This is a genomic window from Arenibacter aquaticus (assembly GCF_003957295.1).
Classification (GTDB): domain Bacteria; phylum Bacteroidota; class Bacteroidia; order Flavobacteriales; family Flavobacteriaceae; genus Arenibacter; species Arenibacter aquaticus.
The window spans coordinates 40035-62186 of record NZ_RQPJ01000001.1; the positions used below are offsets into that span (position 1 = coordinate 40035).

Here is a 22152-nt window from a genome sequence, read left to right on the forward strand (position 1 = left end):
GCAAATTAGCGTAGTTTTTCCATGAAAACACAGATTAGAAACCCATGGGTCCTCACCAATTAAATACCTTGATATACCAAAACTTATAGTTAAAAAATGTAAATTCATTTCATGATACAGACCAATTACCCTCCCAGCATATTACAGTACCTACCCTTCTTTTTCGTGATTTGGTCAGACGACCTGCTGTCTACCTCCGAAATTGCTGTGGTAAAAAGAACCATAGAAGAAGACCAAAACCTAAAGGAAATGGAACGAGAAACACTGCATAGCTGGCTCAACAGGGAAAAGCCCCCAAAGGCCAACGTAATCAAATCCTGGCAACGCAGCATTTCCAACTCAGGCATAAAATTGATTGAAAGTGACGCACATCCCTTGACCTCGTTTAGTAGAAAATTGATTTCAGCTTATGATGCCAACGCAAGCTTCAATGACGGCTTGACCGCCATAGAAACCAATTTGGGAATACAACCCAATCATTACCACCATCTGTTTGAGGTGGAAGTGGTTAGCAAAAAGACATCTGATTATTACCAGGCACAGGAAATAGACAGCATACTAAAAGGCAGGTATTCCAAGGAAATAGATGGCTTTAGAAATTTTTTGGACGACCCTATTTATGAGTGGAGCATCATTCACGACAAGGAAAAATTTAGACAAAAGGTGCTTTCACAACTAAAGCATTTGTCCCAACATGGGTATGGCGCCATTGCCTATCCCGAAGCCTATGGAGGTAAAAACGCCATGCCACTGTATGCCCATATTTTTGAGAACCTTCTCTACGCAGACGGAAGCCTTACCGTAAAGTTTGGGGTGCAATTTGGGCTTTTTGGCGGCAGTATACAAAAACTGGGCAGCCAGAAACACCATGATCGCTATTTAAAAGACATTGGCGAGGGCCACCTTTTGGGTTGCTTTGCCATGACCGAAACAGGGCACGGTTCCAACGTAAGAGGCATTAACACCACGGCAACTTACAATTTGGAAGAGGACAGTATAACCATACACACCCCAGGAAAAGATGACAACAAGGAATATATAGGCAATGCCCTTCACGGTACCATGGCCACCGTATTCGCCCAGCTTATAGTAAAAGGCAAAAACCATGGGGTACATGCCATTTTGGTCCCCATCCGGGACCATGAAAATAAACTGATGCCCGGTGTCCGCATAGAGGATAACGGTTACAAATTAGGTCTTAACGGTGTGGATAATGGTAAAATATGGTTCAACCAAGTGGTAGTACCTAGGGAAAATCTATTGAACAAATACGGTGATATACTAGCCGATGGCACCTATAATTCTGATATTAAAAACCCCAATAAGCGTTTTTTTACCATGTTGGGCACTTTGGTGGGCGGTAGAATCTGTGTCGCCAAAGGAGCATTGAGCGGAGCCAATATGGCCCTTAGCATTGCTGTAAAATACGCGCTGCAAAGAAGGCAGTTCAATGACAATCTAAAATCCCAGGAAGATTTGATAATGGACTATCCTTCCCATCAACTTAGACTAACCCCTCCCATAGCCAAATCCTATGTTTATAAGGCCACTTTAGACAATTTAATGAAGGCTTACAGCGATTCTGGCATAACAGACAAGAGAAAGATTGAAACCCAGGCAGCAGCCTTAAAAGCCATCATAACATGGTTCGCCAATGACACCATACAAGAATGTAGGGAAGCTTGTGGAGGCAAAGGCTACCTACAAGAAAATAGGATTGCCGACCTAAAGGCGGATGTGGATATCTTTACCACTTTTGAAGGCGACAATACCGTACTCCTGCAATTGGCAGCCAAGGGTATACTATCAGATTTCAATTCAGAATTCAACAGCTCTGGTTTTTCTGCGGTACTAAAACACCTGAGCTCCCAGATACGGGACAAACTGGTTACCATTAACCCCATATACGCCAACAAAGTAGATAAGGAGCACCTGTACAACCCAAAATTTCACCAACACGCCTTTGATTATAGGACCAGAAGACTTACCTATTCGGTGGCCATGCGAATCAGGAGTTACATAAAAAAAGGTATCCCTACCTACCAAGCCTTTCTAAAGGTACAGACCCATCTACTGGTCTTGGGAAAAGCCTATAGTTGTGAATTGGCATATAAAACCTTTTACGAGTACACCCTTGGTATAGAAGATGTAAAGTACAGGGAGCTTTTTCAAAAACTGGGCTGTCTATTTGCCCTAGATGAAATAAAACAGGACGCTTCTTGGTATTTGGAACAAGGATATATAGGCGGAACAAAATTCAAAGCCATACGGCAGCGAGTAGAACGCCTTTGTACGGAATTAAGGCCCCACCTTAAAAGTCTGGTAGAGGGATATGGGATTCCGGAACATTGCTTAACGGCCCCTATAAGTGATTAATTTTTTCTTTTATAAAGTTCCGAAGTATCCAAAAATTGGAGAAGGCTAATTTTGCCATCCCCATACATATAGGTCTTGGCCGAACCTTCGGAATTAAGCTGTAGTTCATTGGTACACCAAACTTCCACCGAGGCATTACCCTCTAGCGATGCCTCCACTAAATTGGCTTCCAATCGTTTTGCCTTTAGGTCTGCATTATCAAATAAATTAATGCCCAAGTTTTCTGTAATCCCTTCCAAATCGGCATCCGAATTCTGCGTCATTACCACTTCTGCGGTTTTGATTACCCCGTACAATCCCAATTTGGCCTTACCCATTAAACTTATATTTAAGGAATCACTGTCTATCTTAAAATCACCCCTACTATTACCTTCCATAGCAATGTACATCACCTCTGTATTAACGTCCATATCAACTTCTGCCGAACCAAAGGTACTAACTTGCAACATATCGGTTACAAAGCCATCCTTAGCAACCAATTTGCCTTCATAAACACTCACTTCATTCAACCGATTAAAGTTGACAGTTATATCCAATTTCTTTTTACCAGTAACCTTATAGTATGAACCAATGATCAAGATTTCATCCTCTACTTTAAAATTTAGTATATCTATTAAATTATCATCAGCCTCTATGGTATAACCCTCTACAGAGGAAGACTGAAGTGTAATCTCAAGATCATCATTCAATTGTATAGCATTAAATGGAGGGAGGGTCTCCTTTACCTCCACCACATTCCTGTTTCCTTTGATTTTAGGTTTACGTTGGGAATAACCTATACAACAAACCGCCAGTAGAAAAAATAATAGACTATGTTTCACCTGTATCGCTTTAAATGAAAAAAGAATTATTAAGCATGTAACACACTACCCCCATATTCCAACACCTTGTAAAAAGCATGCTTTATGTAAATGGAAGGTACAAAAAAAGTCCATCTTAGCGATGGACTTTTTAATATTGTTAAATTCTAATGTCTAATGCTGTAATTCCTCTTCCCCATCCTTCAAGGGAACTGTTTGGGCTACAAAGTCCTGCCCAGGAATAATATATTCACCATTCTCATCCGTTTTACTATAATCATAAGCCCAACGGTGTACTTCAGGGATAGCACCAGGCCAGTTACCATGGATGTGCTCTACAGGAGTAGTCCACTCCAAACTTGTTGCATTCCAAGGATTCTGCTCTGCTTTCTTACCATAGAACATACTTCTTATAAAGTTAAAGGCAAATATCAATTGAGTAAAGGCCGCAACAATAGCGAACATTGTCATTAATACTTGTATATCCGTTAGGTCATCAAACATTGGGAAAGCGGTATTCTCGTAATATCTACGTGGTACCCCGGCCATTCCCACAAAATGCATAGGGAAGAAAACACCGTAGGAACATACTGCAGTAATCCAAAAATGAACGTAACCCAGATTCTTATTCATCATTCTACCGAACATCTTAGGGAACCAATGGTAGATACCTGCAAACATTCCGTAAAGAGCAGATATACCCATTACCAAATGGAAGTGTGCTACAACAAAATAGGTATCGTGCACATTAATATCCAAGGTACTATCCCCCAAAATAATTCCGGTTAAACCACCAGATATGAAGGTAGAAACCATACCTATGGAAAATAACATTCCAGGGTTAAGCTGTAGGTTACCTTTCCAAAGAGTGGTAATCCAGTTAAATGCCTTTACCGCTGAAGGTATTGCAATCAATAAGGTAGTAAAGGTAAATACAGATCCAAGGAATGGGTTCATTCCAGAAATAAACATATGGTGTCCCCAAACAATGGTAGATAAAAAGGCAATAGCCAATATAGAAGCGATCATCGCCCTATACCCAAAAATAGGCTTACGTGCATTTACTGCCATAATCTCGGATACCATACCCATTGCAGGTAGGATTACAATATATACTTCCGGGTGACCTAAAAACCAAAATAAGTGTTCGTACAATACCGGAGATCCACCTTGAAAGTGCAGTACTTCTCCTTGGATAAAAATATCCGACAGGAAGAATGAAGTACCAAAACTTCTATCCATTATCAACAACAATGCTGCTGATAAAAGCACTGGGAAAGAGATAACACCAATAACAGCCGTTACAAAAAGTGCCCATATAGTCAAAGGCAATCTAGTCATGGACATCCCTTTTGTACGAAGGTTCAATACGGTAACAATATAATTCAGGGATCCCAACAATGACTGCGCTATAAACAAGGCCATAGAAACCAACCAAAGGGTCATACCCATACCCGATCCCGGTTGTGCCATAGGAAGGGCACTAAGCGGTGGGTATACCGTCCAACCTGCAGCTGCCGGTCCTGATTCCACAAAAAGGGAAATAAGCATAATAACACAGGAAAGGAAGAATATCCAGTAGGATACCATATTTAAGAATCCGGAAGCCATGTCCCTGGCCCCGATCTGAAGTGGAATCAATAAGTTACTAAAGGTACCACTTAACCCAGCCGTAAGTACAAAGAATACCATTATGGTACCATGAATGGTAACCAAAGCTAAGTACACATCAGCGTCCATCACCCCTCCTGGGGCCCATTTACCCAAGATAGCCTCAAAAACTGGAAAGGACTCTCCTGGCCACGCCAATTGCATCCTAAACAATATTGACATCATAATACCAATGGCCCCCATTATTAAACCAGTAATGAGATACTGCTTGGAGATCATCTTATGATCCTGACTAAAAATATACTTGGTCACAAAGGTCTCCTTGTGATGATGTCCGTGGTCATCTGAATGGTCTTCTACGTGTGCGTGAGCTGTTACAGACATAGTTGTATTTTTATAAATTTTTTAATTATTATTTTAAAGAATAAATTATTGTGCAGAAGCCATGGAACTACCAAAGGTCTTTTGACTAGCGATCCACTTGTTATATTCCTCCTCAGTTTCTACAATAATTTTCATTTGCATGTTATAATGGGATTTCCCACATATCTTGTTACACAACAACACATAGTCAAACTCCCAAGGATCCTTGTTCTCCACACCATTGGCAGCTTGTTCTGCCCTTATCCTATTGATTCGTTTTACCTTATCAACAACATCTGGATTTTGTCTCATTTCCGCTGTGGTAATGGTTGGGGTAAAGGAAAACTGTGTAATCATACCAGGAACACAGTTCATTTGCGCCCTAAAGTGGGGCATGTAAGCAGAATGCAATACATCCTGTGAACGCATTTTAAAGTTCACCTTACGTCCTACTGGCAAATGAAGCTCTTTAACAATAATATCATCTGCCGCATTTGGATCTGCCTGATCCAACCCTAAGATATTGGCATTTTCTATATCGATCATTCTTACATTGGCATCACCCAAAACATTATCGTCACCAGCATATCTTGCTGTCCAGTTAAATTGTTGGGCATAAAGCTCTATGGTCAACGGGTCATCTTCCTCATTGATATCCATTATATTGGTCCAAGCATATAGCCCCCATAGTATTAGACCTGCCAATACGATTACAGGTATAATGGTCCAAATAAACTCCAAGCGATCATTATCTGCATAGAACAAGGCTTTCTTGCCCTTTTCTCCACGGTATTTAAAAGCAAAGTAGTGCAATAAAAACTGGGTCAAGGTCTGAACGATAAAGATGATCACAAAAGACAGTGCCATCAAGGAATCGTAACCCCCACCATGTTCTGAAGCAGCCTCGGGCAATAATACCTTTGAATATTTCCAGAAACTAAAAATGGTGATTCCATAAAGGAAAATCAGAAAGGCGAACATTAAATACCCATTGTACTTATTATCCGTTTCACTTGCTACTTCTGTGTTGTTGGCCTTGATCTGTGACAATTCGAATATCTTGGTCATTTGCCAGATAGCAATTGCCACTAATACTAAAACAACTATGGTCAAAAATGGAGTCATCGTATGATTTGAAATTATACTTATATACTAATTACTAATAATGAAAATGCTTGCTCTCTTCTATAAACGGATTGCGTTTAGGTTGTAACGGCGCTTTTGTAAGGGCTGTAAACACCACAAATATAAACAAGCCGGCAAAGAACAAAATAGATCCGATTTCCGGAATACCAATATACCATTGATCACCAACCGTAGCAGGCATAATAGCGTTAAAAATATCCAGATAATGGCCAGCTAAAATTACTACACCTGCCATTACCACAAACCAATTTACCCTTTTAAAATCACTGTTCATAAGCAACAACAAAGGAAATACAAAGTTCATGGCTATCATACCAAAAAATGGCAAGTTAAAATCCGCGATCCTAGTAACGTAATAAGTTACTTCCTCAGGGATATTGGAATACCAGATCAGCATAAATTGGGAGAACCATAAATAAGTCCAAAAGATACTGATACCAAACATAAACTTAGCTAAATCGTGGATATGGCTATCATTAACATCCTTAAGGTATCCTCTAGATTTAAGGTAAATAGTTACCATGGCAATTACGGTAATACCCGATACAAACATACTAGCGAAGATATACCATCCAAACAAGGTACTAAACCAGTGTGGATCTACACTCATAATCCAATCCCAGGACATAATGGATTCAGAGATAAGATAGAATACCAAAAAGGCTGCAGATATCCTGAAATTTAATTTAAAGTTTGAATCGTCATTTGATTCATCCTGAGCAATGGATAATTTTCTGGAATACTCCCTATATAAAATCCAACCTCCAAGGAAAATAGCCGCTCTGATCAAAAAGAAAACAGGGTTTAGATAACCAGATTTACCTTGTAATAGGTGATCATGGGCAACCACCTCGGGATCCATCCACACAAATAAATGGTTCATGTGTGCCACGGATAATGCCAAGATCACAAATACGATTATACCACCGGGCACCAAATAAGCCGTAATACCCTCCATTACCCTAAAAAGCAATGGCGACCAACCGGCTTGGGCCGCTCTTTGAATGGCGTAAAATGCCAACACACCCAATGCTATCATCATAAAGAAAAAAGCTGCAACATATAATGCTGCCCAGGGCTTGTTCTGCAATTGGTGCAATAAATGCTCATCATGAGATGCATCATGTGCATCCCCATGAGCCTGTTCTTCACCATGACCCTTTGCAACCGCATGGGCATCACCATGTCCGTCATCATGGGACGCAACTATGGCTTTTGCCTCTTCTACAGTACTTGGCGCAGCCATAAAACCAATACCAATTCCCAAAACGCCTACAGCCATTAAAATGAAGGAAGCAATTTTTAATCTATTTGAAAAAGTGTACATATTGCTAAAATCTAGGTCTTATTTTGTTAAATCTTGTTTTAATTTCATCACGTACTCTGCAACTTTCCATCTTTCTTCGGTATCCAACTGCCCCGCATAGGATCCCATGGAGTTTAGGCCATAATAAATGGCGTGATAGGTAGTCCCTACTGTAATATTCCTTGCCACATCGGCATAACTGGGAACACCCAATATTTTTTCCCTCTTTACCAAATTTCCTTGGCCATCACCCTTTGATCCGTGACATATTGCACAGTATATATCATACAACTCCTTACCTTCGGCCAAATTGGCTTCTCGCTGCAAGGAATCCAACGGGCTTGGGTTAAGCCTAGCCTCTTCCTTACCTTCAATGGTATTTTCTATATTATAGGGTATCCATCCCCTTGCAATGGTATTTTCTGCCGGTAAACCAGCTTCCATTCCATTAGGAAGGAATTCCACTTTCTGATAGGCTTCGTAACCTACGGATTTGTACATATTGGGCATGTACTGATAGTTTCTGCTATTTTTGTTTGCACAAGAAGCAACTAATAATACCAAACCGAATAAGACTCCTATTTTGCTAAAACTGTTCATAATATCTATGACTACTTTTCTGTAATATTAATTTCGACTGCTCCTGTATCCGATAACAAATCCTTTAATTCCTCTTCGTTACCATGAATTGCTATTTCCATAAGAAAATGATCATCAGTCGTTCTAACATCTGGATTCTCAGCCTCTTTAAACGGCCACAACCTACTTCTTAAATAAAAAGTAATAACCATTAAATGCGCTGCAAAAAACACGGTTAGCTCAAACATAATCGGTACAAAGGCCGGCATATTCTCAAGGTAACTAAAACTTGGCTTACCACCTATGTCCTGAGGCCAATCTTCTATCATAATAAAATTCATCATTAGGATAGCTACCGATAAACCAACACAACCATAAAGGAAGGATGTAATTGCTATTCTTGTTGGAGCCAATCCCATAGCCTTATCCAAACCGTGAACGGGGAAAGGACAATAAACTTCCTCTATATGATGTTTGGCTGCCTTAACTTTTTTAACAGCATGCATTAGCACATCGTCATCATTATAAAACGCATGTATAACTTTCGACGCCATAATTATTTCTTATTGTTTAAAATAGTTGCTTGTCCTGCCCAATCGTCTCTTTGTGCCCTTCCAGGGAATGATTCAGTGATAGAATCCAACAAATCATATTCCTTTTGGGTCATACGACCTACCTGTTCAAATGTATAAATCCCGATCTGATTAAGGGTTGCCTCCATTTGAGGCCCAATACCTTTTATTTTCTTTAGGTCATCTGCCTCCTGTTTGGTAGGATCAAAAGTACCTATAGCACTTAACAGCTCGTCAACCCCAACTTTATCCCCAGTTGTAGGTACCACTTCACCCATAAGCACGTCATCGGTTATTGGTTCTTTCTCCTGCACTACAACCTTGGATTTGGAAATCTCATACAAAGGCTTTCCGGCATCACGTAATTTCTTATACTTTTCACCAGAGGATTTTAGAATAGATTTTACTTCGGCCTGTGCTATTACCGGGAAGGTTCTAGCATACAATAAGAACAGTACAAAGAAGAAACCTATTGTTCCAATAAAGATCCCAATATCTACAAATGTTGGTGAAAACATTGTCCAAGAAGATGGCAAGTAATCACGGTGCAAAGAGGTAACGATAATTACGAAACGCTCAAACCACATCCCTATGTTCACCACTATGGATATAAAGAAGGAGAACATAATACTAGTTCTAAGCTTCTTGAACCACATGAACTGAGGAGAGAAAACGTTACAGGTCATCATTGCCCAGTAAGCCCACCAGTAAGGTCCGGTAGCCCTGTTTAAGAAGGCATACTGTTCGTATTCCACACCAGAGTACCATGCCATGAACAATTCCGTAATATAGGCACAACCTACTATAGAACCTGTTAACATGATTACGATGTTCATCAATTCTATATGCTGAATAGTAATATAAGCCTCCAAATGACACACCTTCCTCATTATGATCAACAGGGTATTCACCATGGCGAATCCTGAGAATATAGCCCCAGCAACAAAGTAGGGAGGGAATATGGTGGTATGCCAACCTGGTATTACCGAGGTAGCAAAGTCAAATGATACAATAGTATGCACTGAAAGTACCAATGGCGTAGCCAAACCGGCCAATACCAAGGACACCTCCTCAAAACGTTGCCAATCCTTGGCACGTCCTGTCCAACCAAAACTTATTAAGCTGTAAATTTTCTTCTGAAAAGGTCTTACGGCCCTATCGCGGATCATGGCAAAATCGGGCAACAACCCTGTCCACCAGAATACCAAGGACACAGAAAGATAAGTAGAGATCGCAAATACATCCCACAACAAGGGCGAGTTAAAGTTAACCCATAAGGACCCAAATTGGTTTGGAATAGGCAATACCCAATAAGCCAACCAAGGACGACCCATGTGAATAATTGGAAACAATCCAGCCTGAACAACAGAGAAAATTGTCATCGCCTCTGCAGAACGGTTAATTGCCATTCTCCATTTCTGTCTGAACAATAAAAGTACCGCCGAGATCAAGGTTCCGGCATGACCGATACCTACCCACCAAACGAAGTTGGTAATATCCCAGGCCCAGCCTACTGTTTTATTCAATCCCCAAGTACCGATACCCGTAGATACCGTATAGATTATACAACCAACACCCCAGAGGAATGCCGCTAATGCAATGGAAAATACAATCCACCAATGCTTATTGGCCTTCCCTTCAACCGGAGCAGCGATATCTACGGTTACATCGTGATATCCTTTATCTCCAAGAACTAAGGGTTTTCGTATAGGTGCTTCGTAATGCGACGCCATAATTTAATGTATAGTTACGTTCCTTTAATTTTGATTAAGCTTCGTTTGTATTTCTAACTTTTACGTGGTAGAATACATTTGGTTTGGTCCCAATATGCTCCAACAAATGATACATACGGTTACTCTCCTTTAATTCTGCCACTTCACTTTCGGCATCATTAACATCTCCAAACACCATGGCACCACTGCTACAAGCCGCAGAACATGCCGTCTGGAATTCTCCATCCTTCACTAGTCTACCATCGCGTTTGGCATCCAAAATGGTCTTCTGTGTTTTCTGGATACACATAGAACATTTCTCCATTACCCCTCTAGATCTAACCGTAACATCTGGATTGATAACCATTTTACCCAGGTCATTGTTCATGTGATAATCAAACTCATCGTTTTCATTATACAAGAACCAGTTAAACCTTCTCACTTTATACGGACAGTTGTTGGCACAGTATCTAGTACCCACACATCTGTTGTATGCCATATGGTTCTGCCCTTGACGTCCGTGCGAAGTAGCAGCAACAGGACAAACCGTCTCACATGGAGCATGGTTACAGTGCTGGCACATCACAGGCTGGAAGGCTACTTGAGGATTAGCAGAAGGATCTTCCATCTCACCAAATCCACCTAAAGAACCTTTATCGCCAAACAGGCCATCAAACTCTTCTTTCTTGGTATCGTCCTGCTCAAAGGTTTCTTCGGAAGAATAATATCTATCTATACGCAACCAGTGCATATCCCTAGATTTCCTCACTTCGGCCTTACCTACAACAGGTACATTATTTTCTGCATGACATGCAATAACACATGCCCCACAACCAGTACAGGCATTTAAATCTATAGACAGATTAAAATGATGCCCTATACTACGATCAAAACTGTCCCACAAATCTACAGAAGTAGCAGGAACCTCTTGATGATCCAAAGAAACCACAGGAACCACATTCCACTCCTTGGCATCCTTTGTATTAAATATCTCTAGGGTAGTTTCTTTAATAATATCACCCCTACCCATTAAGGTCTTATGCAACTGCACACAGGCAAACTCATGCATTCCTCCAGTCTTCTCAATACTCACTGACTGAACATTGGAGAAATCCTTATAAAGGGTATAAGCATTGACCCCTGTCTGCATTTCACTTTTCATACCTACGGCCTTACCATAGCCAAAGGACAATCCTATTGAGCCTGGAGCCTGACCTGGCTGAATAATAACAGGCACACCATCCAGAGCCACACCATCTACAGTTAGCTTTACATAGCTACCGTCCAAACCGCCATCAGCAACGTTCTCATTGATCAATCCCAATTTCTCGGCATCGGCTTTGGAAACTGTTACATAGTTATCCCAAGAAACCCTAGTGATAGGATCAGGGAATTCTTGCAACCAAGGGTTGCTAGCCTGCTGACCATCACCCATTCCCACTTTGGAATATAGGGTCAATTCCATTCCACTGGCAGTAGCACCGGACAAAGCCTTAACCGCAGAAGCCAAAGGAACCACAGTTGACACTACCTCCTCATCAGAAACAGCTGCTTCCGCAACATCCTCTTCGCTAGAATCGCTCTTCACATAAACACCGTCATGCAAAGCCTGATTCCAATCCCCACCCGCCAAAATACCAGCAGACCAAGTTTCTTTTATATAGTCATAATAAGACTTATCACTACCCATCCATTGCAACAAGGCTCCTTGAAGCTGTCTTGTATCAAACAACTCCTTAATAGTAGGCTGCATTAGACTATAGTGACCTTTTTTCAATTGTGCATCGCCCCAAGACTCCAAATAGTGATTTGCAGCACCAACATATTGAACCACCTCGGTAGTCTCATTTCTATTGGCAGAGAAGGCAAGGGTTAAATCAACACTCTTCACCCCTTCCACAAAATCGGAGGCATTAGGCAACGAATAGACTGGATTTACCCCATCCATCAACAAGGCACCCACCTTACCGGCTTTCATTTCTGCCAACAAGCCGTTAACCGCAGCTACATTTCCTTGTCTCACATATTTTGGAGCAGTAGGCTCAAAAGCCTCACTGGCCAACATCTCATTAATAGCCAAGACCAAGGTCTGGGCATTTATATCATCTATTCCGGTAACAACTACCGACTTGGATTTATTTTTCAACACTTGAGAAGCCAAACTATCCAAGGAAGCCTTAGCTGCCTCAGGAAGATCACCCCCTACTGAAGTACCATTGAGTTTACCGTAGAAATATGCCAAAGCAACTTTTTGTTGCGACGGGGTCAACGGAACCCTTTTATCTGCATTGGCACCAGTCAAGGACATATTGGCCTCAAACTGCACATGCTTGGACATTTTTCCGTTTTTCGGAATCCTACCCTTGGCATAATCGGAATCATATCCACCTCCTTGCCAATCTCCCAAGAAATCAGCACCGAAAGAAACAATTATTTCCGCATTGCCAAAGTTATAATCTGCCAATGCCCTCTCACCATACTTAGCTTCGAATGCCGATAAGGCAGCGTCTTCAGAAATAGCATCATAGGTAATATGATCTACATTTCCATAAACCTCCTTAAATTCGGATATCAATCTAGTAGCAGATGGACTGGCATAGGTCTGCGTAAGCAACGCAATTTTTTTCCCCGAATTTTTAAGAGCAGCCAACTTTGCTTTTACCGCAACATCCAAGTCGCTCCAAGCAATTGGCTCACCATTAAAAGTAGGCCCCTGCAAACGGGTACTGTCATACAGGGACAAAACCGAAGCCTGCACCCTAGCATTGGCACTACCACCAATTTTTGCATCGGTATTATTTTCTATTTTAATTGGTCTCCCTTCGCGAGTTTTTACCAAAATACTGGCAAAATCAAAACCGTTGGCTATAGTGGTGGCATAAAAATTAGCTACCCCAGGAATAATATTATCCGGTTTCACCACGTAAGGTATAGACTTTACAACCGGACCTTGACAGGCTGCCAATGAAGCGGCCGCTGTACTAAATCCGACATATTTAAGAAAATCCCTTCTGTTGGTCGAAGATGCCGCCAATGTTTCCTTATCACCCAAGAAATCATCCACAGGAATCTCTTGAACAAATTCATTTTGTCTTAGCGTCTCAACAATGGAATCGTTGGGATTTAACTCCGCCTCGCTTTTCCAGTATTTTTTGTTTGATGACATATGATATATCTGAAATTATCTTCTAATTAGTATGATTAATAGTGACACTTACCACATTCCAATCCGCCCATTTGAGCAGCCGTAAGTTTTTCTACCCCATATTTCTGGGAAAGTTCGGCATGAATCTTTTCGTAATACTCATTGCCCTCCACCTTAACATTGGTCTCGCGGTGACAATTAATACACCACCCCATAGTTAAAGGAGAATACTGATACATGATTTCCATCTCCTCAACAGGACCATGACAAGTCTGACACTCAACACCTGCAACAGAAACGTGCTGGGAGTGGTTAAAATAAGCAAAGTCGGGCAGGTTATGGATTCTCACCCATTCCACAGGACTAGACTCGCCCGTATACCTCTGATTTTCCTCATCCCAACCTACGGCATCATACAGCTTCTTGATCTCGTTAGTATAGAATTCATTGGTATAACCATTGGCCAAATCTTCTTTGCTAGGCCCTTCAGGATTACCCTTATATTCATAAATAGACTTGTGACAGTTCATACAAACATTCAAGGAAGGAATACCCGAAGTCTTGGACACCCTTGCCGAAGAATGACAATACTTACATTCTATCCCATTATCACCGGCGTGAATCTTGTGCGAGTAATGTATTGGCTGAATAGGAGCATACCCCTGATCAACACCTACCTGCATCATCCATCCATAAGCAAAATAAGCACTGCCCAACAAAAGAAAGATAGCAAAGACCAACACCAAGAACTGATTCTGGGCAAAAGCCTTCCAAATCGGCGTTCTTTTCTCGGCCAATTCCTTTTCCAGAATTACCCCATTGGCCTCGGCAATACGTCTCAAGGTCTTGTTCACCAAGATCAACATAACCACCAACAAAGCAAAAACCAAAGCCAAAGCTCCCAAGATCACCTCATTGGATATACCGGAAGAATCACCCCCACCAGCAACAGCATCCGCAGCAGCCGGAGCAGCTTTAGGAACTACAGGAGGAGCATCCGTATAAGCCAATATATTATCTATATCCTCATTGGAAAGCAAAGGAAACGGTGTCATTGCCGCCTGATTGTACTCATTGTAAATCTTAAGGGCATCTGCATCCCCGGATTTGATCAAAGCTGGACTGTTCTTGATCCACTGATACAACCACTCCTTGTCGTATTTTTCCGTAACCCCTGCCAATGCGGGACCGGTCATTTTCTTGTTCAACGAGTGACACGCGGCACAGTTCTGATTAAACAGCTGTTTACCTTTTGCAGCATCGCCCCCACCCGATGGAGCAGCAGTTTCCTGCGCTAAAAGCGAATTTGAAAGCAGTAATGCTACTACCAGACTGACACCTAAAACTTTAGAAATTAGATTGCGGTATGGAACCTTTTTCATATTAAAAATATTTCTATCGAAAGTTTGGCATGATATTTATATATACAAAATAACTAATTGTTTGGCCATGCTCAAATTGATGGCAAAAATACACATTACACTTTATTTGCGAAATGTTAAGTTATTTATAATTTCTAATTTATACTAATTCTAAATAATAATAAAATCTCTTGATTGATTCTGAATAATTTACATTTGCAAAGTCTTAATTTCATAACAAAAAACACCTATGAAAACCATATCATTTATTGTTCTTTTGGCCTGTTCAGCCTCCTTTTGCCATGCCCAACAAGGAAATATCAACATTCAACAGGACGAAAAAATTGGCGAATTGCTATCCATCTATAAGAAGGTAAATGCAAACAGCAACCATTACCGCATCCAAGTGGGATTTGGAAGTTTTCAGGAAGCAGAAAAATTAAAAGCGGACGTGGACCAGGATTTTCCCAATTGGCCATCCAAAATAGATTTTGAATCCCCCAGTTACCGTGTTAGGGTAGGGCAATTCAAGACCCAACTGGAAGGAGAGCGGAACCTGATAGAGGTTCGAAAAAAATACCCGAGTGCAATGCTCCTAAAACCAGAAAAAACGACCAATTAGGTCGTTTTTTCTTTTCTATATAATAGTAAATAGGTATTCTGGACTATTTCAATTTCTTCTTAACAGCCACTTCCTGGAATGCCTCTACAATATCCAACTCTTGTATGTCATTGTAGTTCTTAACCTGCAATCCACAGTCATACCCTTTGGACACCTCTTTAACATCATCCTTAAACCTCTTAAGCGAAGCAAGTTCTCCGGTATAGATAACCACACCATCCCTAATTAGCCTAATACTAGAGTTCCTATAGATCTTACCACTGGTCACCATACAACCTGCAATGGTTCCCACTTTAGAGATCTTAAAGGTCTCCCTTATCTCAGCTGTACCGGTAATCTCTTCCTTCATCTCTGGCGAAAGCATACCCTCCATAGCATCCTTAAGATCGTTTATGGCATCATAGATAATAGAGTACATTCTAATATCTATTTCTTCTTTTTCAGCCACTTGTCTTGCGTTGCCCATAGGCCTCACATTAAATCCTATGATAACTGCATCGGAAGCAGAAGCCAACAACACGTCAGATTCTGTAATAGGACCAACGGCCTTATGTATAATATTTACTTGAATTTCATCAGTAGATAGCTTCTGGAACGAATCGGTCAACGCCTCAACAGAACCATCCACATCACCCTTAAGGATAATATTAAGCTCTTTAAAGTCGCCCAGTGCAATTCGCCTTCCAATCTCATCAAGAGTAATATGACGTTGCGTCCTAACCGATTGCTCACGCAGCAATTGAGATCGCTTGGTAGCAATTTGCTTAGCTTCCCGCTCATCCTCAAGTACATTGAACTTATCCCCTGCTTGTGGCGCACCGTCCAATCCTAAAATAGAAATTGGTCTGGAAGGCCCTACCTCTTTAACGCTGTTACCGCGCTCATCGTGCATAGCCTTAATTTTACCACTACAGGTACCGGCCAATACATAGTCCCCAATTTTCAAGGTCCCGGCCTGAACAAGTATGGTAGAGACATATCCTCTTCCCTTGTCCAAAAAGGCTTCAACCACCGTACCATTCGCCAGTTTATCAGGATTGGCCTTCAATTCTAGAAGCTCTGCCTCCAAGAGTACTTTTTCCAACAACTCTTTAACACCAAGTCCTGTCTTGGCCGAAATATCATGGGACTGAATTTTTCCTCCCCAATCCTCAACCAATAAATTCATTTGGGCAAGCCCTTCTTTAATTTTATCGGGATTGGCCGTTGGCTTATCTATTTTGTTTATTGCAAATACTATTGGCACACCAGCTGCCTGGGCGTGACTAATAGCTTCCTTGGTCTGTGGCATTATATCGTCGTCCGCAGCAACTACAATAATAGCAATATCTGTTACCTGCGCCCCACGAGCACGCATTGCGGTAAAGGCCTCGTGACCCGGAGTATCCAAGAAGGATATCATTTGTCCGTTTTCCAAGGTAACCCCATATGCCCCAATGTGCTGTGTAATACCACCGCTCTCTCCGGCAATTACATTCTCTTTCCTAATATAATCCAGCAAAGAAGTCTTACCGTGGTCTACGTGACCCATCACGGTAACAATTGGCGCTCTTGGCTCCAAATCTTCCGGAGCGTCCACTTCCTCCACAATACTTTCTTCAAGGTCGGCCGTAACAAACTCCACTTCATAACCAAATTCATCTGCCACTATGGACAAGGTTTCCGCATCCAATCGTTGGTTCATGGTTACCATGATACCAAGCGACATACAGGCCGATATAATTTTGGTAGTAGGAACATCCATCATTGTTGCCACCTCACTGGCGGTAACAAATTCGGTCACCTTTAATATTTTACTATCCAGTTCTTGTTGTTCAAGATCCTTCTCGGTCTGTTGGCGATGTTGATCACGTTTATCACGTCTATACTTGGCCCCTTTTCCTTTTTTGGATTTACCCTGTAATTTCTCCAAGGTCTCCCTTACCTGCTTTTGCACATCTTCCTCGGTTGGCTCAACCTTGGCAGTGGGTGTAAAACGTTGTCCAGGACCTCTTCTTTGTCCAGGTCCCCTGCCCCTTGGGCCAGCCGACCTACCGGAACTATCCGATCCAGGCTTGCTAACAATTCTTTTTCTTCTCTTCTTTTTATCGGAAGAATCCCCAGTTTTGGGAGCTTCTTTCTTTTTCTTGGGCTTTTCAAATTTGGTAAGATCAATCTTATCCCCCATGATTTTTGGCCCTGAGAGTTTCTGGTATTTGGTTGTTATAACCTCACCTTCTCCGGTCTGACCTTCTTCCTTGGGAGCTTCTTCCTTAGCAGGTTCATCTTTTTTGACCTCTTCCTTGGCCTGAACCTTAACTTCCTCCTTCTTAACACTATCCTCTTTGGGAGCCTCTTCCTCTTTAGCTTTTGGACTTTCCTTTTGCTCAGGAGCTTTTACAGCTTCCTTCTCAATAGGTTTCTCAACAGCCTCTTTCTCCTGAACAGGCTCTACAGCCTTTTCAACCTCTTTGGCAGGGACCTCTTCCTCCTTTTTCTCAGGAGCTTTTGGCGCAGCTTTTTTACCGCCGTCCAAATCTATCTTCCCAACCGTCTTAGGTCCAGAAAGCTCTACCCTGGCCTTTATTACATTCTCCTTTTCGGCACGTCTCTCCCTTGCAAGTTTTTTCTCTTCCTGCTCCTGCTCCAATTGTAAACGAATAGCCTCTTTCTCTTTTCGTTTCTCCTCACCCACCTCTTTGGACGCAACTTTCTTGCTCATGTCCGTTTGGAACTCGTCCAATAGAACTTGATATACCTCATTGGATATTTTAGTGGTAGGCCTTGCCTCTATCTCATGTCCCTTGGACCCGAGGAAATCTACCGCCCGGTCCAATGAAATATTAAGTTCCCTTAGGACTTTATTAAGCCTTATCGTTGCATTATCTGCCATAAAAAAATAATTCCTATTCTTGTAATTTACTGCTAATATATAGTTTAATCTTCTAATTCTTCTTTAAGAATTCGCACAACCTCCAAAATTGTTTCCTCTTCAAGATCGGTTCTTTTTACCAAATCATCCACATCCTGCTCCAAAACACTTCTAGCGGTATCCATACCTATCTTCTTGAATTCCTCAATGATCCAAGCTTCAATTTCATCGGAGAACTCAGTAAGTTCCACATCTTCCTCCACACCTTCACGGAACACATCTATCTCATACCCTGTAAGTTGACCCGCCAATCTAATGTTGTGACCTCCACGACCAATAGCCTTTGAAACCTCCTCTGGCCTCAAGTACACTTGGGCGGTCATTTTTTCATCATTTAGTTTCACTGAAGAAACCCTTGCCGGACTCAATGCCCTGGTCACCAACAACTGTGGGTTACCGGTCCAATTGATCACATCAATATTTTCATTCCCCAATTCACGAACTATACCATGAATCCTGGAACCTTTCATTCCTACACAGGCCCCTACCGGATCAATTCTGTCATCATAGGAATCAACGGCCACCTTAGCCTTTTCCCCTGGAATCCTAACAGCTTTCTTAATGGTAATTAAACCATCAAAAACTTCCGGTATCTCCTGAAAGAACAATTGCTCCAAAAACAATGGAGAACTTCTGGACATAATAATAGTAGGCTTATTACCTTTGAGTTCCACACTTTCAATTATACCGCGAACATTATCACCCTTTCTAAAGAAGTCCGACGGAATCTGCTTGTCCTTAGGTAAAATTATCTCATTCCCCTCATCATCCAAAAGTATAATGGCCTTATGCCTAATATGGTGCACCTCTGCCGTATATATCTCCCCTTCAAGATCCTTAAATTGCTTGTATATCGTAGTATTATCGTGCTCGTGGATCTTAGAGATCAAATTTTGCCTTAAGGCCAAAATAGCCCTTCTTCCAAGATCAATAAGCTTAACCTCTTCTGACACATCCTCGCCTACCTCAAAATCTGGCTCTATCTTCCTGGCCTCGGAAAGAGAAATCTCCTCATTGGGATCTTCCACTTCTCCATCTTCCACTACAACCCTATTTCTCCATATCTCCAAATCCCCCTTATCCGGGTTGATAATAATATCGAAATTATCATCGGACCCAAACTTCTTCTTTAACGCGTTTCTAAAAACATCCTCCAAGATCGCCATTAGCGTTACCCTATCTATGAATTTATCATCCTTAAATTCCGAGAAGGATTCGATTAGCGCAATATTTTCCATTTTTGAACTACAATTAAAATTTTAATACAACTTTAGCTTCTTTTATATCAGAAATTGCGATAGTTTGCTTTTTCTGAACCGTAATTTTCCCTTTTCCCACGGGTTTGGGTTCCCTAACTTTCCATTCCAAGGTAATATCGCTTTCAGAGGCCTCGGTCAACTTACCCTCAAACTCATCTTCCTGAGTTTTAACTTCCAGCTTCCTACCTATGTTTTTACTATACTGCCTAGGCAATTTTAAGGGAGAGGCAGCACCTGCAGAAGCAACTTCCAAAGCAAAATCCTCTTCTTCCCTATCCAAGTTGTGCTCTATTGCCCGACTAATATTCATACAGTCCTGCAAGGTAACACCATTATCACCGTCCAGAATAACCTTTATCTTATTGTCCGCAGACACAGAGAAGTCCAATAAAAATAGGGATTGATCCTCCTTTAAAGCCTCTTCAAGAAGAGCAGTAACTTTTTCCTTCAACATACACTTCGGTTTTATTTACAGCGGCCCTTTCCAGACACCAACATACTCCACCTTAGCAAAACCGTGTGGGATATTGGCTTTGAAAAAAATGTAAAGCCGTTTTTTACCCTGCCTCAATTAAAGTATAGTAATAAAAGAGGGGACAAATTGTCCCCTCATGAATACTTTATATTCTTTCAGCACCGCAAATATACATATTTTTTACATCAAACAATAATCTAAGTTATTTATTCTAAAAAAGATACCCTCCAACAGCCCTGTAAAGTTAGGTTTACAATAGTGAACAATTCAATAAAACATCCCAGAATTTGCGCTTAAATCATTTTTTTTCATACGTGGTAAGATCCTTAGGCTTAATCCCCTTTACCTAAAACACAATTATACAAGATTGCTAGTATCAGAAATTCGTAGCAAACCTTTAAATTCACCACCTTTCTTTCATTTTTAACAATCAAACATTCAAATAACCATCAAGACAAACTAACTACTTCTCAATCCAAGACTTAACATTAAAATACGTGCCCACTATTTCGCTTTTCCAATGATCGTTTGGGTTGGTACGAGAATAAACTACCAGCAAAATATCTGGAGCTACTTCCGCAATGGAAACATAATTACCACAATCCGGGGGATAAAGATCGTTGTAGAATGGTATAATAGGCCCCCAGGTATCACTCCCATCTTTATTGAACATAATCCAATTGCCGGGCCGCCCATAGGCCAAGGCCGTAATTCCATTTTCCATCAGAGTTGTATCTGGCCAAACACCATGGGAAGTTATAGGATCCGGGACACTCCAGTTTTTACCACCATCAACGGAAACGGATTTATAAATAGGCGTTTGTTGCCCAAAGCTGAAAGGCATTTTATTATCCCAATTGTTGTTATTAAAGCTACCCAACGAAGCTTGGTAGCTTGCACCCGACCTCATAAAGCAGCTGATTTTTCCATCGGGAAGAACCAGCAGGGATGCCTCATTAAAACCTTCTCCCCTATTATCTTCGGACATATCAAAGGCCACCGTTGATAGGTAATACCAAGTCTTACCTTTATCCGAGGATTTTAGAACAATGTTGCGAAATTTATGTTCAATGGTATTCCTGACGCCACTTCTGAGATACATACTCATAAGAAGGCTCCCATCATTAAGTCCAACAATATTACGGCATAAAACCCCCGACCAATCCGTAAACCTTTTAGGTAAATAGATCCTAGCAGGATCACTTACCCTAGTTAATCCATTATCCTTTGAACGAAAAAAATTAGCTTCCAAAACCCCTTCTTCATCCGTCTTTTGTAAAGAAATTTCCGGTCTTCCAGCGCTAGTTGAACCTCCCGACTTATTATCCGATTGAAACATAACCACCTCCCCTTCGGGCCCAGGAAACTGGTAGGTAGAATTTTCCAGAATATAGGGAACCTGCCGCCACGTCCTTCCTCCGTCACTGGAGCGCCTGTCAAAAACCTGAATATCCCCATTATTAAATTTAAAAACACTGCCAGCAGGGCAGAAAAATTCTTGTTCCGGAACAATCACATGGGTTTCCCCTCTTATCACCTTAATCCCTGGAACATAACTCACCCTTGACTTGACCTTCTCAAAATCAGCATTAAAATTAGAAGGCGATTTAATTAGAGCGCCAGGCTGTTCTTTTTGATGTTTCTGAGCCATAGCCATTGTAGCAGACAAATAAATTACGGCCAAAATCAGGAAAGTACCAAGCCTTGAAAAGTTGTGTAAATTCATAAGGTCACTGATTATTTATATTTGTTAGTTATTTTTTTTATGTAATAAAATACTTAATACCAAAGTCTTTTGCTAGAATTTAGACACTGGTTCAATTACCATAACTCTTAGCACACTATCCATCGTGAAAACGAAAAAATAGTTCCATGCCAACCTACACATAATCAACTTTTCTTTTGTTAAGCCTG

The 22152-nt window shown here is 41.2% G+C and carries 15 protein-coding genes; 2 read left to right on the forward strand and 13 right to left on the reverse strand.

Features of this window, described 5'->3' with window-relative positions; translation table 11 throughout:
• The first annotated feature begins 111 nt into the window (after positions 1-111).
• Positions 112-2376: an acyl-CoA dehydrogenase family protein gene (locus EHW67_RS00175; protein WP_126160328.1), complete on the forward strand. Its 2265-nt coding sequence runs from the start codon at positions 112-114 to the stop codon at positions 2374-2376.
• Here the strand turns inward: EHW67_RS00175 and EHW67_RS00180 are convergent.
• The 9 genes from EHW67_RS00180 to EHW67_RS00220 form a co-directional block, all read right to left on the reverse strand.
• A complete protein-coding gene (locus EHW67_RS00180; RefSeq protein WP_158285045.1) occupies positions 2373-3197 on the reverse strand; it encodes a GIN domain-containing protein in 825 nt (274 codons plus the stop codon). The genes EHW67_RS00175 and EHW67_RS00180 overlap by 4 nt on opposite strands.
• 153 nt (positions 3198-3350) lie before the next feature.
• Entirely contained in the window at positions 3351-5171 is a 1821-nt protein-coding gene (locus EHW67_RS00185; protein ID WP_126160330.1) for a cytochrome c oxidase subunit I, read from the reverse strand.
• 45 nt (positions 5172-5216) lie between these two features.
• Positions 5217-6275: a cytochrome c oxidase subunit II gene (locus EHW67_RS00190; protein ID WP_126160331.1), complete on the reverse strand. Its 1059-nt coding sequence runs from the start codon at positions 6273-6275 to the stop codon at positions 5217-5219.
• A gap of 34 nt (positions 6276-6309) precedes the next feature.
• Positions 6310-7623 (reverse strand): quinol:cytochrome C oxidoreductase, encoded by a 1314-nt coding sequence (locus EHW67_RS00195; protein WP_126160332.1) that lies wholly within the window; start codon positions 7621-7623, stop codon positions 6310-6312.
• An 18-nt stretch (positions 7624-7641) separates the two neighbouring features.
• Positions 7642-8202, reverse strand: coding sequence for a c-type cytochrome (locus EHW67_RS00200; RefSeq protein ID WP_126160333.1), 561 nt, complete (start codon positions 8200-8202; stop codon positions 7642-7644).
• An 11-nt stretch (positions 8203-8213) separates the two neighbouring features.
• Complete coding sequence (locus tag EHW67_RS00205; protein ID WP_126160334.1) at positions 8214-8735, reverse strand: DUF3341 domain-containing protein; 522 nt, start codon at positions 8733-8735, stop codon at positions 8214-8216.
• 2 nt (positions 8736-8737) lie between these two features.
• Positions 8738-10486, reverse strand: a complete 1749-nt coding sequence (gene nrfD / locus EHW67_RS00210) for an NrfD/PsrC family molybdoenzyme membrane anchor subunit (RefSeq protein WP_126160335.1) — start codon at positions 10484-10486, stop codon at positions 8738-8740.
• Positions 10487-10520: 34 nt separating this feature from the next.
• On the reverse strand, positions 10521-13631 hold the full coding sequence (locus EHW67_RS00215) for a TAT-variant-translocated molybdopterin oxidoreductase (protein WP_126160336.1): 3111 nt from the start codon (positions 13629-13631) through the stop codon (positions 10521-10523).
• A 35-nt stretch (positions 13632-13666) separates the two neighbouring features.
• Complete coding sequence (locus EHW67_RS00220; protein WP_126160337.1) at positions 13667-14992, reverse strand: c-type cytochrome; 1326 nt, start codon at positions 14990-14992, stop codon at positions 13667-13669.
• Positions 14993-15221: 229 nt separating this feature from the next.
• Between EHW67_RS00220 and EHW67_RS00225 the strand changes: the two genes are divergently transcribed.
• Positions 15222-15593, forward strand: a complete 372-nt coding sequence (locus EHW67_RS00225) for an SPOR domain-containing protein (protein ID WP_126160338.1) — start codon at positions 15222-15224, stop codon at positions 15591-15593.
• Between the two features lie 43 nt (positions 15594-15636).
• Here the strand turns inward: EHW67_RS00225 and infB are convergent, their stop codons facing one another.
• From infB to EHW67_RS00245, 4 genes are all read right to left on the reverse strand, one after another.
• Positions 15637-18465: a translation initiation factor IF-2 gene (gene infB / locus EHW67_RS00230; protein WP_126160339.1), complete on the reverse strand. Its 2829-nt coding sequence runs from the start codon at positions 18463-18465 to the stop codon at positions 15637-15639.
• 44 nt (positions 18466-18509) lie between these two features.
• Positions 18510-19742, reverse strand: coding sequence for a transcription termination factor NusA (nusA, locus tag EHW67_RS00235; RefSeq protein WP_126160340.1), 1233 nt, complete (start codon positions 19740-19742; stop codon positions 18510-18512).
• Between the two features lie 13 nt (positions 19743-19755).
• Positions 19756-20217, reverse strand: coding sequence for a ribosome assembly cofactor RimP (gene rimP, locus EHW67_RS00240; RefSeq protein WP_126160341.1), 462 nt, complete (start codon positions 20215-20217; stop codon positions 19756-19758).
• 484 nt (positions 20218-20701) lie between these two features.
• The gene (locus EHW67_RS00245; protein ID WP_126160342.1) at positions 20702-21964 is read right to left on the reverse strand and encodes a sialidase family protein; all 1263 of its coding nucleotides are present in this window, start codon (positions 21962-21964) and stop codon (positions 20702-20704) included.
• Positions 21965-22152 lie beyond the last annotated feature (188 nt).

Excerpts from the sequence above, each read along its gene's own strand:
- EHW67_RS00175 (WP_126160328.1), top strand. The coding sequence starts at position 112 with ATGATACAGACCAATTACCCTCCCAGCATATTACAGTACCTACCCTTC.
- EHW67_RS00185 (WP_126160330.1), bottom strand. The coding sequence starts at position 5,171 with ATGTCTGTAACAGCTCACGCACACGTAGAAGACCATTCAGATGACCAC.
- EHW67_RS00190 (WP_126160331.1), bottom strand. The coding sequence starts at position 6,275 with ATGACTCCATTTTTGACCATAGTTGTTTTAGTATTAGTGGCAATTGCT.
- EHW67_RS00195 (WP_126160332.1), bottom strand. The coding sequence starts at position 7,623 with ATGTACACTTTTTCAAATAGATTAAAAATTGCTTCCTTCATTTTAATG.
- EHW67_RS00200 (WP_126160333.1), bottom strand. The coding sequence starts at position 8,202 with ATGAACAGTTTTAGCAAAATAGGAGTCTTATTCGGTTTGGTATTATTA.
- EHW67_RS00205 (WP_126160334.1), bottom strand. The coding sequence starts at position 8,735 with ATGGCGTCGAAAGTTATACATGCGTTTTATAATGATGACGATGTGCTA.
- nrfD (WP_126160335.1), bottom strand. The coding sequence starts at position 10,486 with ATGGCGTCGCATTACGAAGCACCTATACGAAAACCCTTAGTTCTTGGA.
- EHW67_RS00215 (WP_126160336.1), bottom strand. The coding sequence starts at position 13,631 with ATGTCATCAAACAAAAAATACTGGAAAAGCGAGGCGGAGTTAAATCCC.
- EHW67_RS00220 (WP_126160337.1), bottom strand. The coding sequence starts at position 14,992 with ATGAAAAAGGTTCCATACCGCAATCTAATTTCTAAAGTTTTAGGTGTC.
- EHW67_RS00225 (WP_126160338.1), top strand. The coding sequence starts at position 15,222 with ATGAAAACCATATCATTTATTGTTCTTTTGGCCTGTTCAGCCTCCTTT.
- infB (WP_126160339.1), bottom strand. The coding sequence starts at position 18,465 with ATGGCAGATAATGCAACGATAAGGCTTAATAAAGTCCTAAGGGAACTT.
- nusA (WP_126160340.1), bottom strand. The coding sequence starts at position 19,742 with ATGGAAAATATTGCGCTAATCGAATCCTTCTCGGAATTTAAGGATGAT.
- rimP (WP_126160341.1), bottom strand. The coding sequence starts at position 20,217 with ATGTTGAAGGAAAAAGTTACTGCTCTTCTTGAAGAGGCTTTAAAGGAG.
- EHW67_RS00245 (WP_126160342.1), bottom strand. The coding sequence starts at position 21,964 with ATGAATTTACACAACTTTTCAAGGCTTGGTACTTTCCTGATTTTGGCC.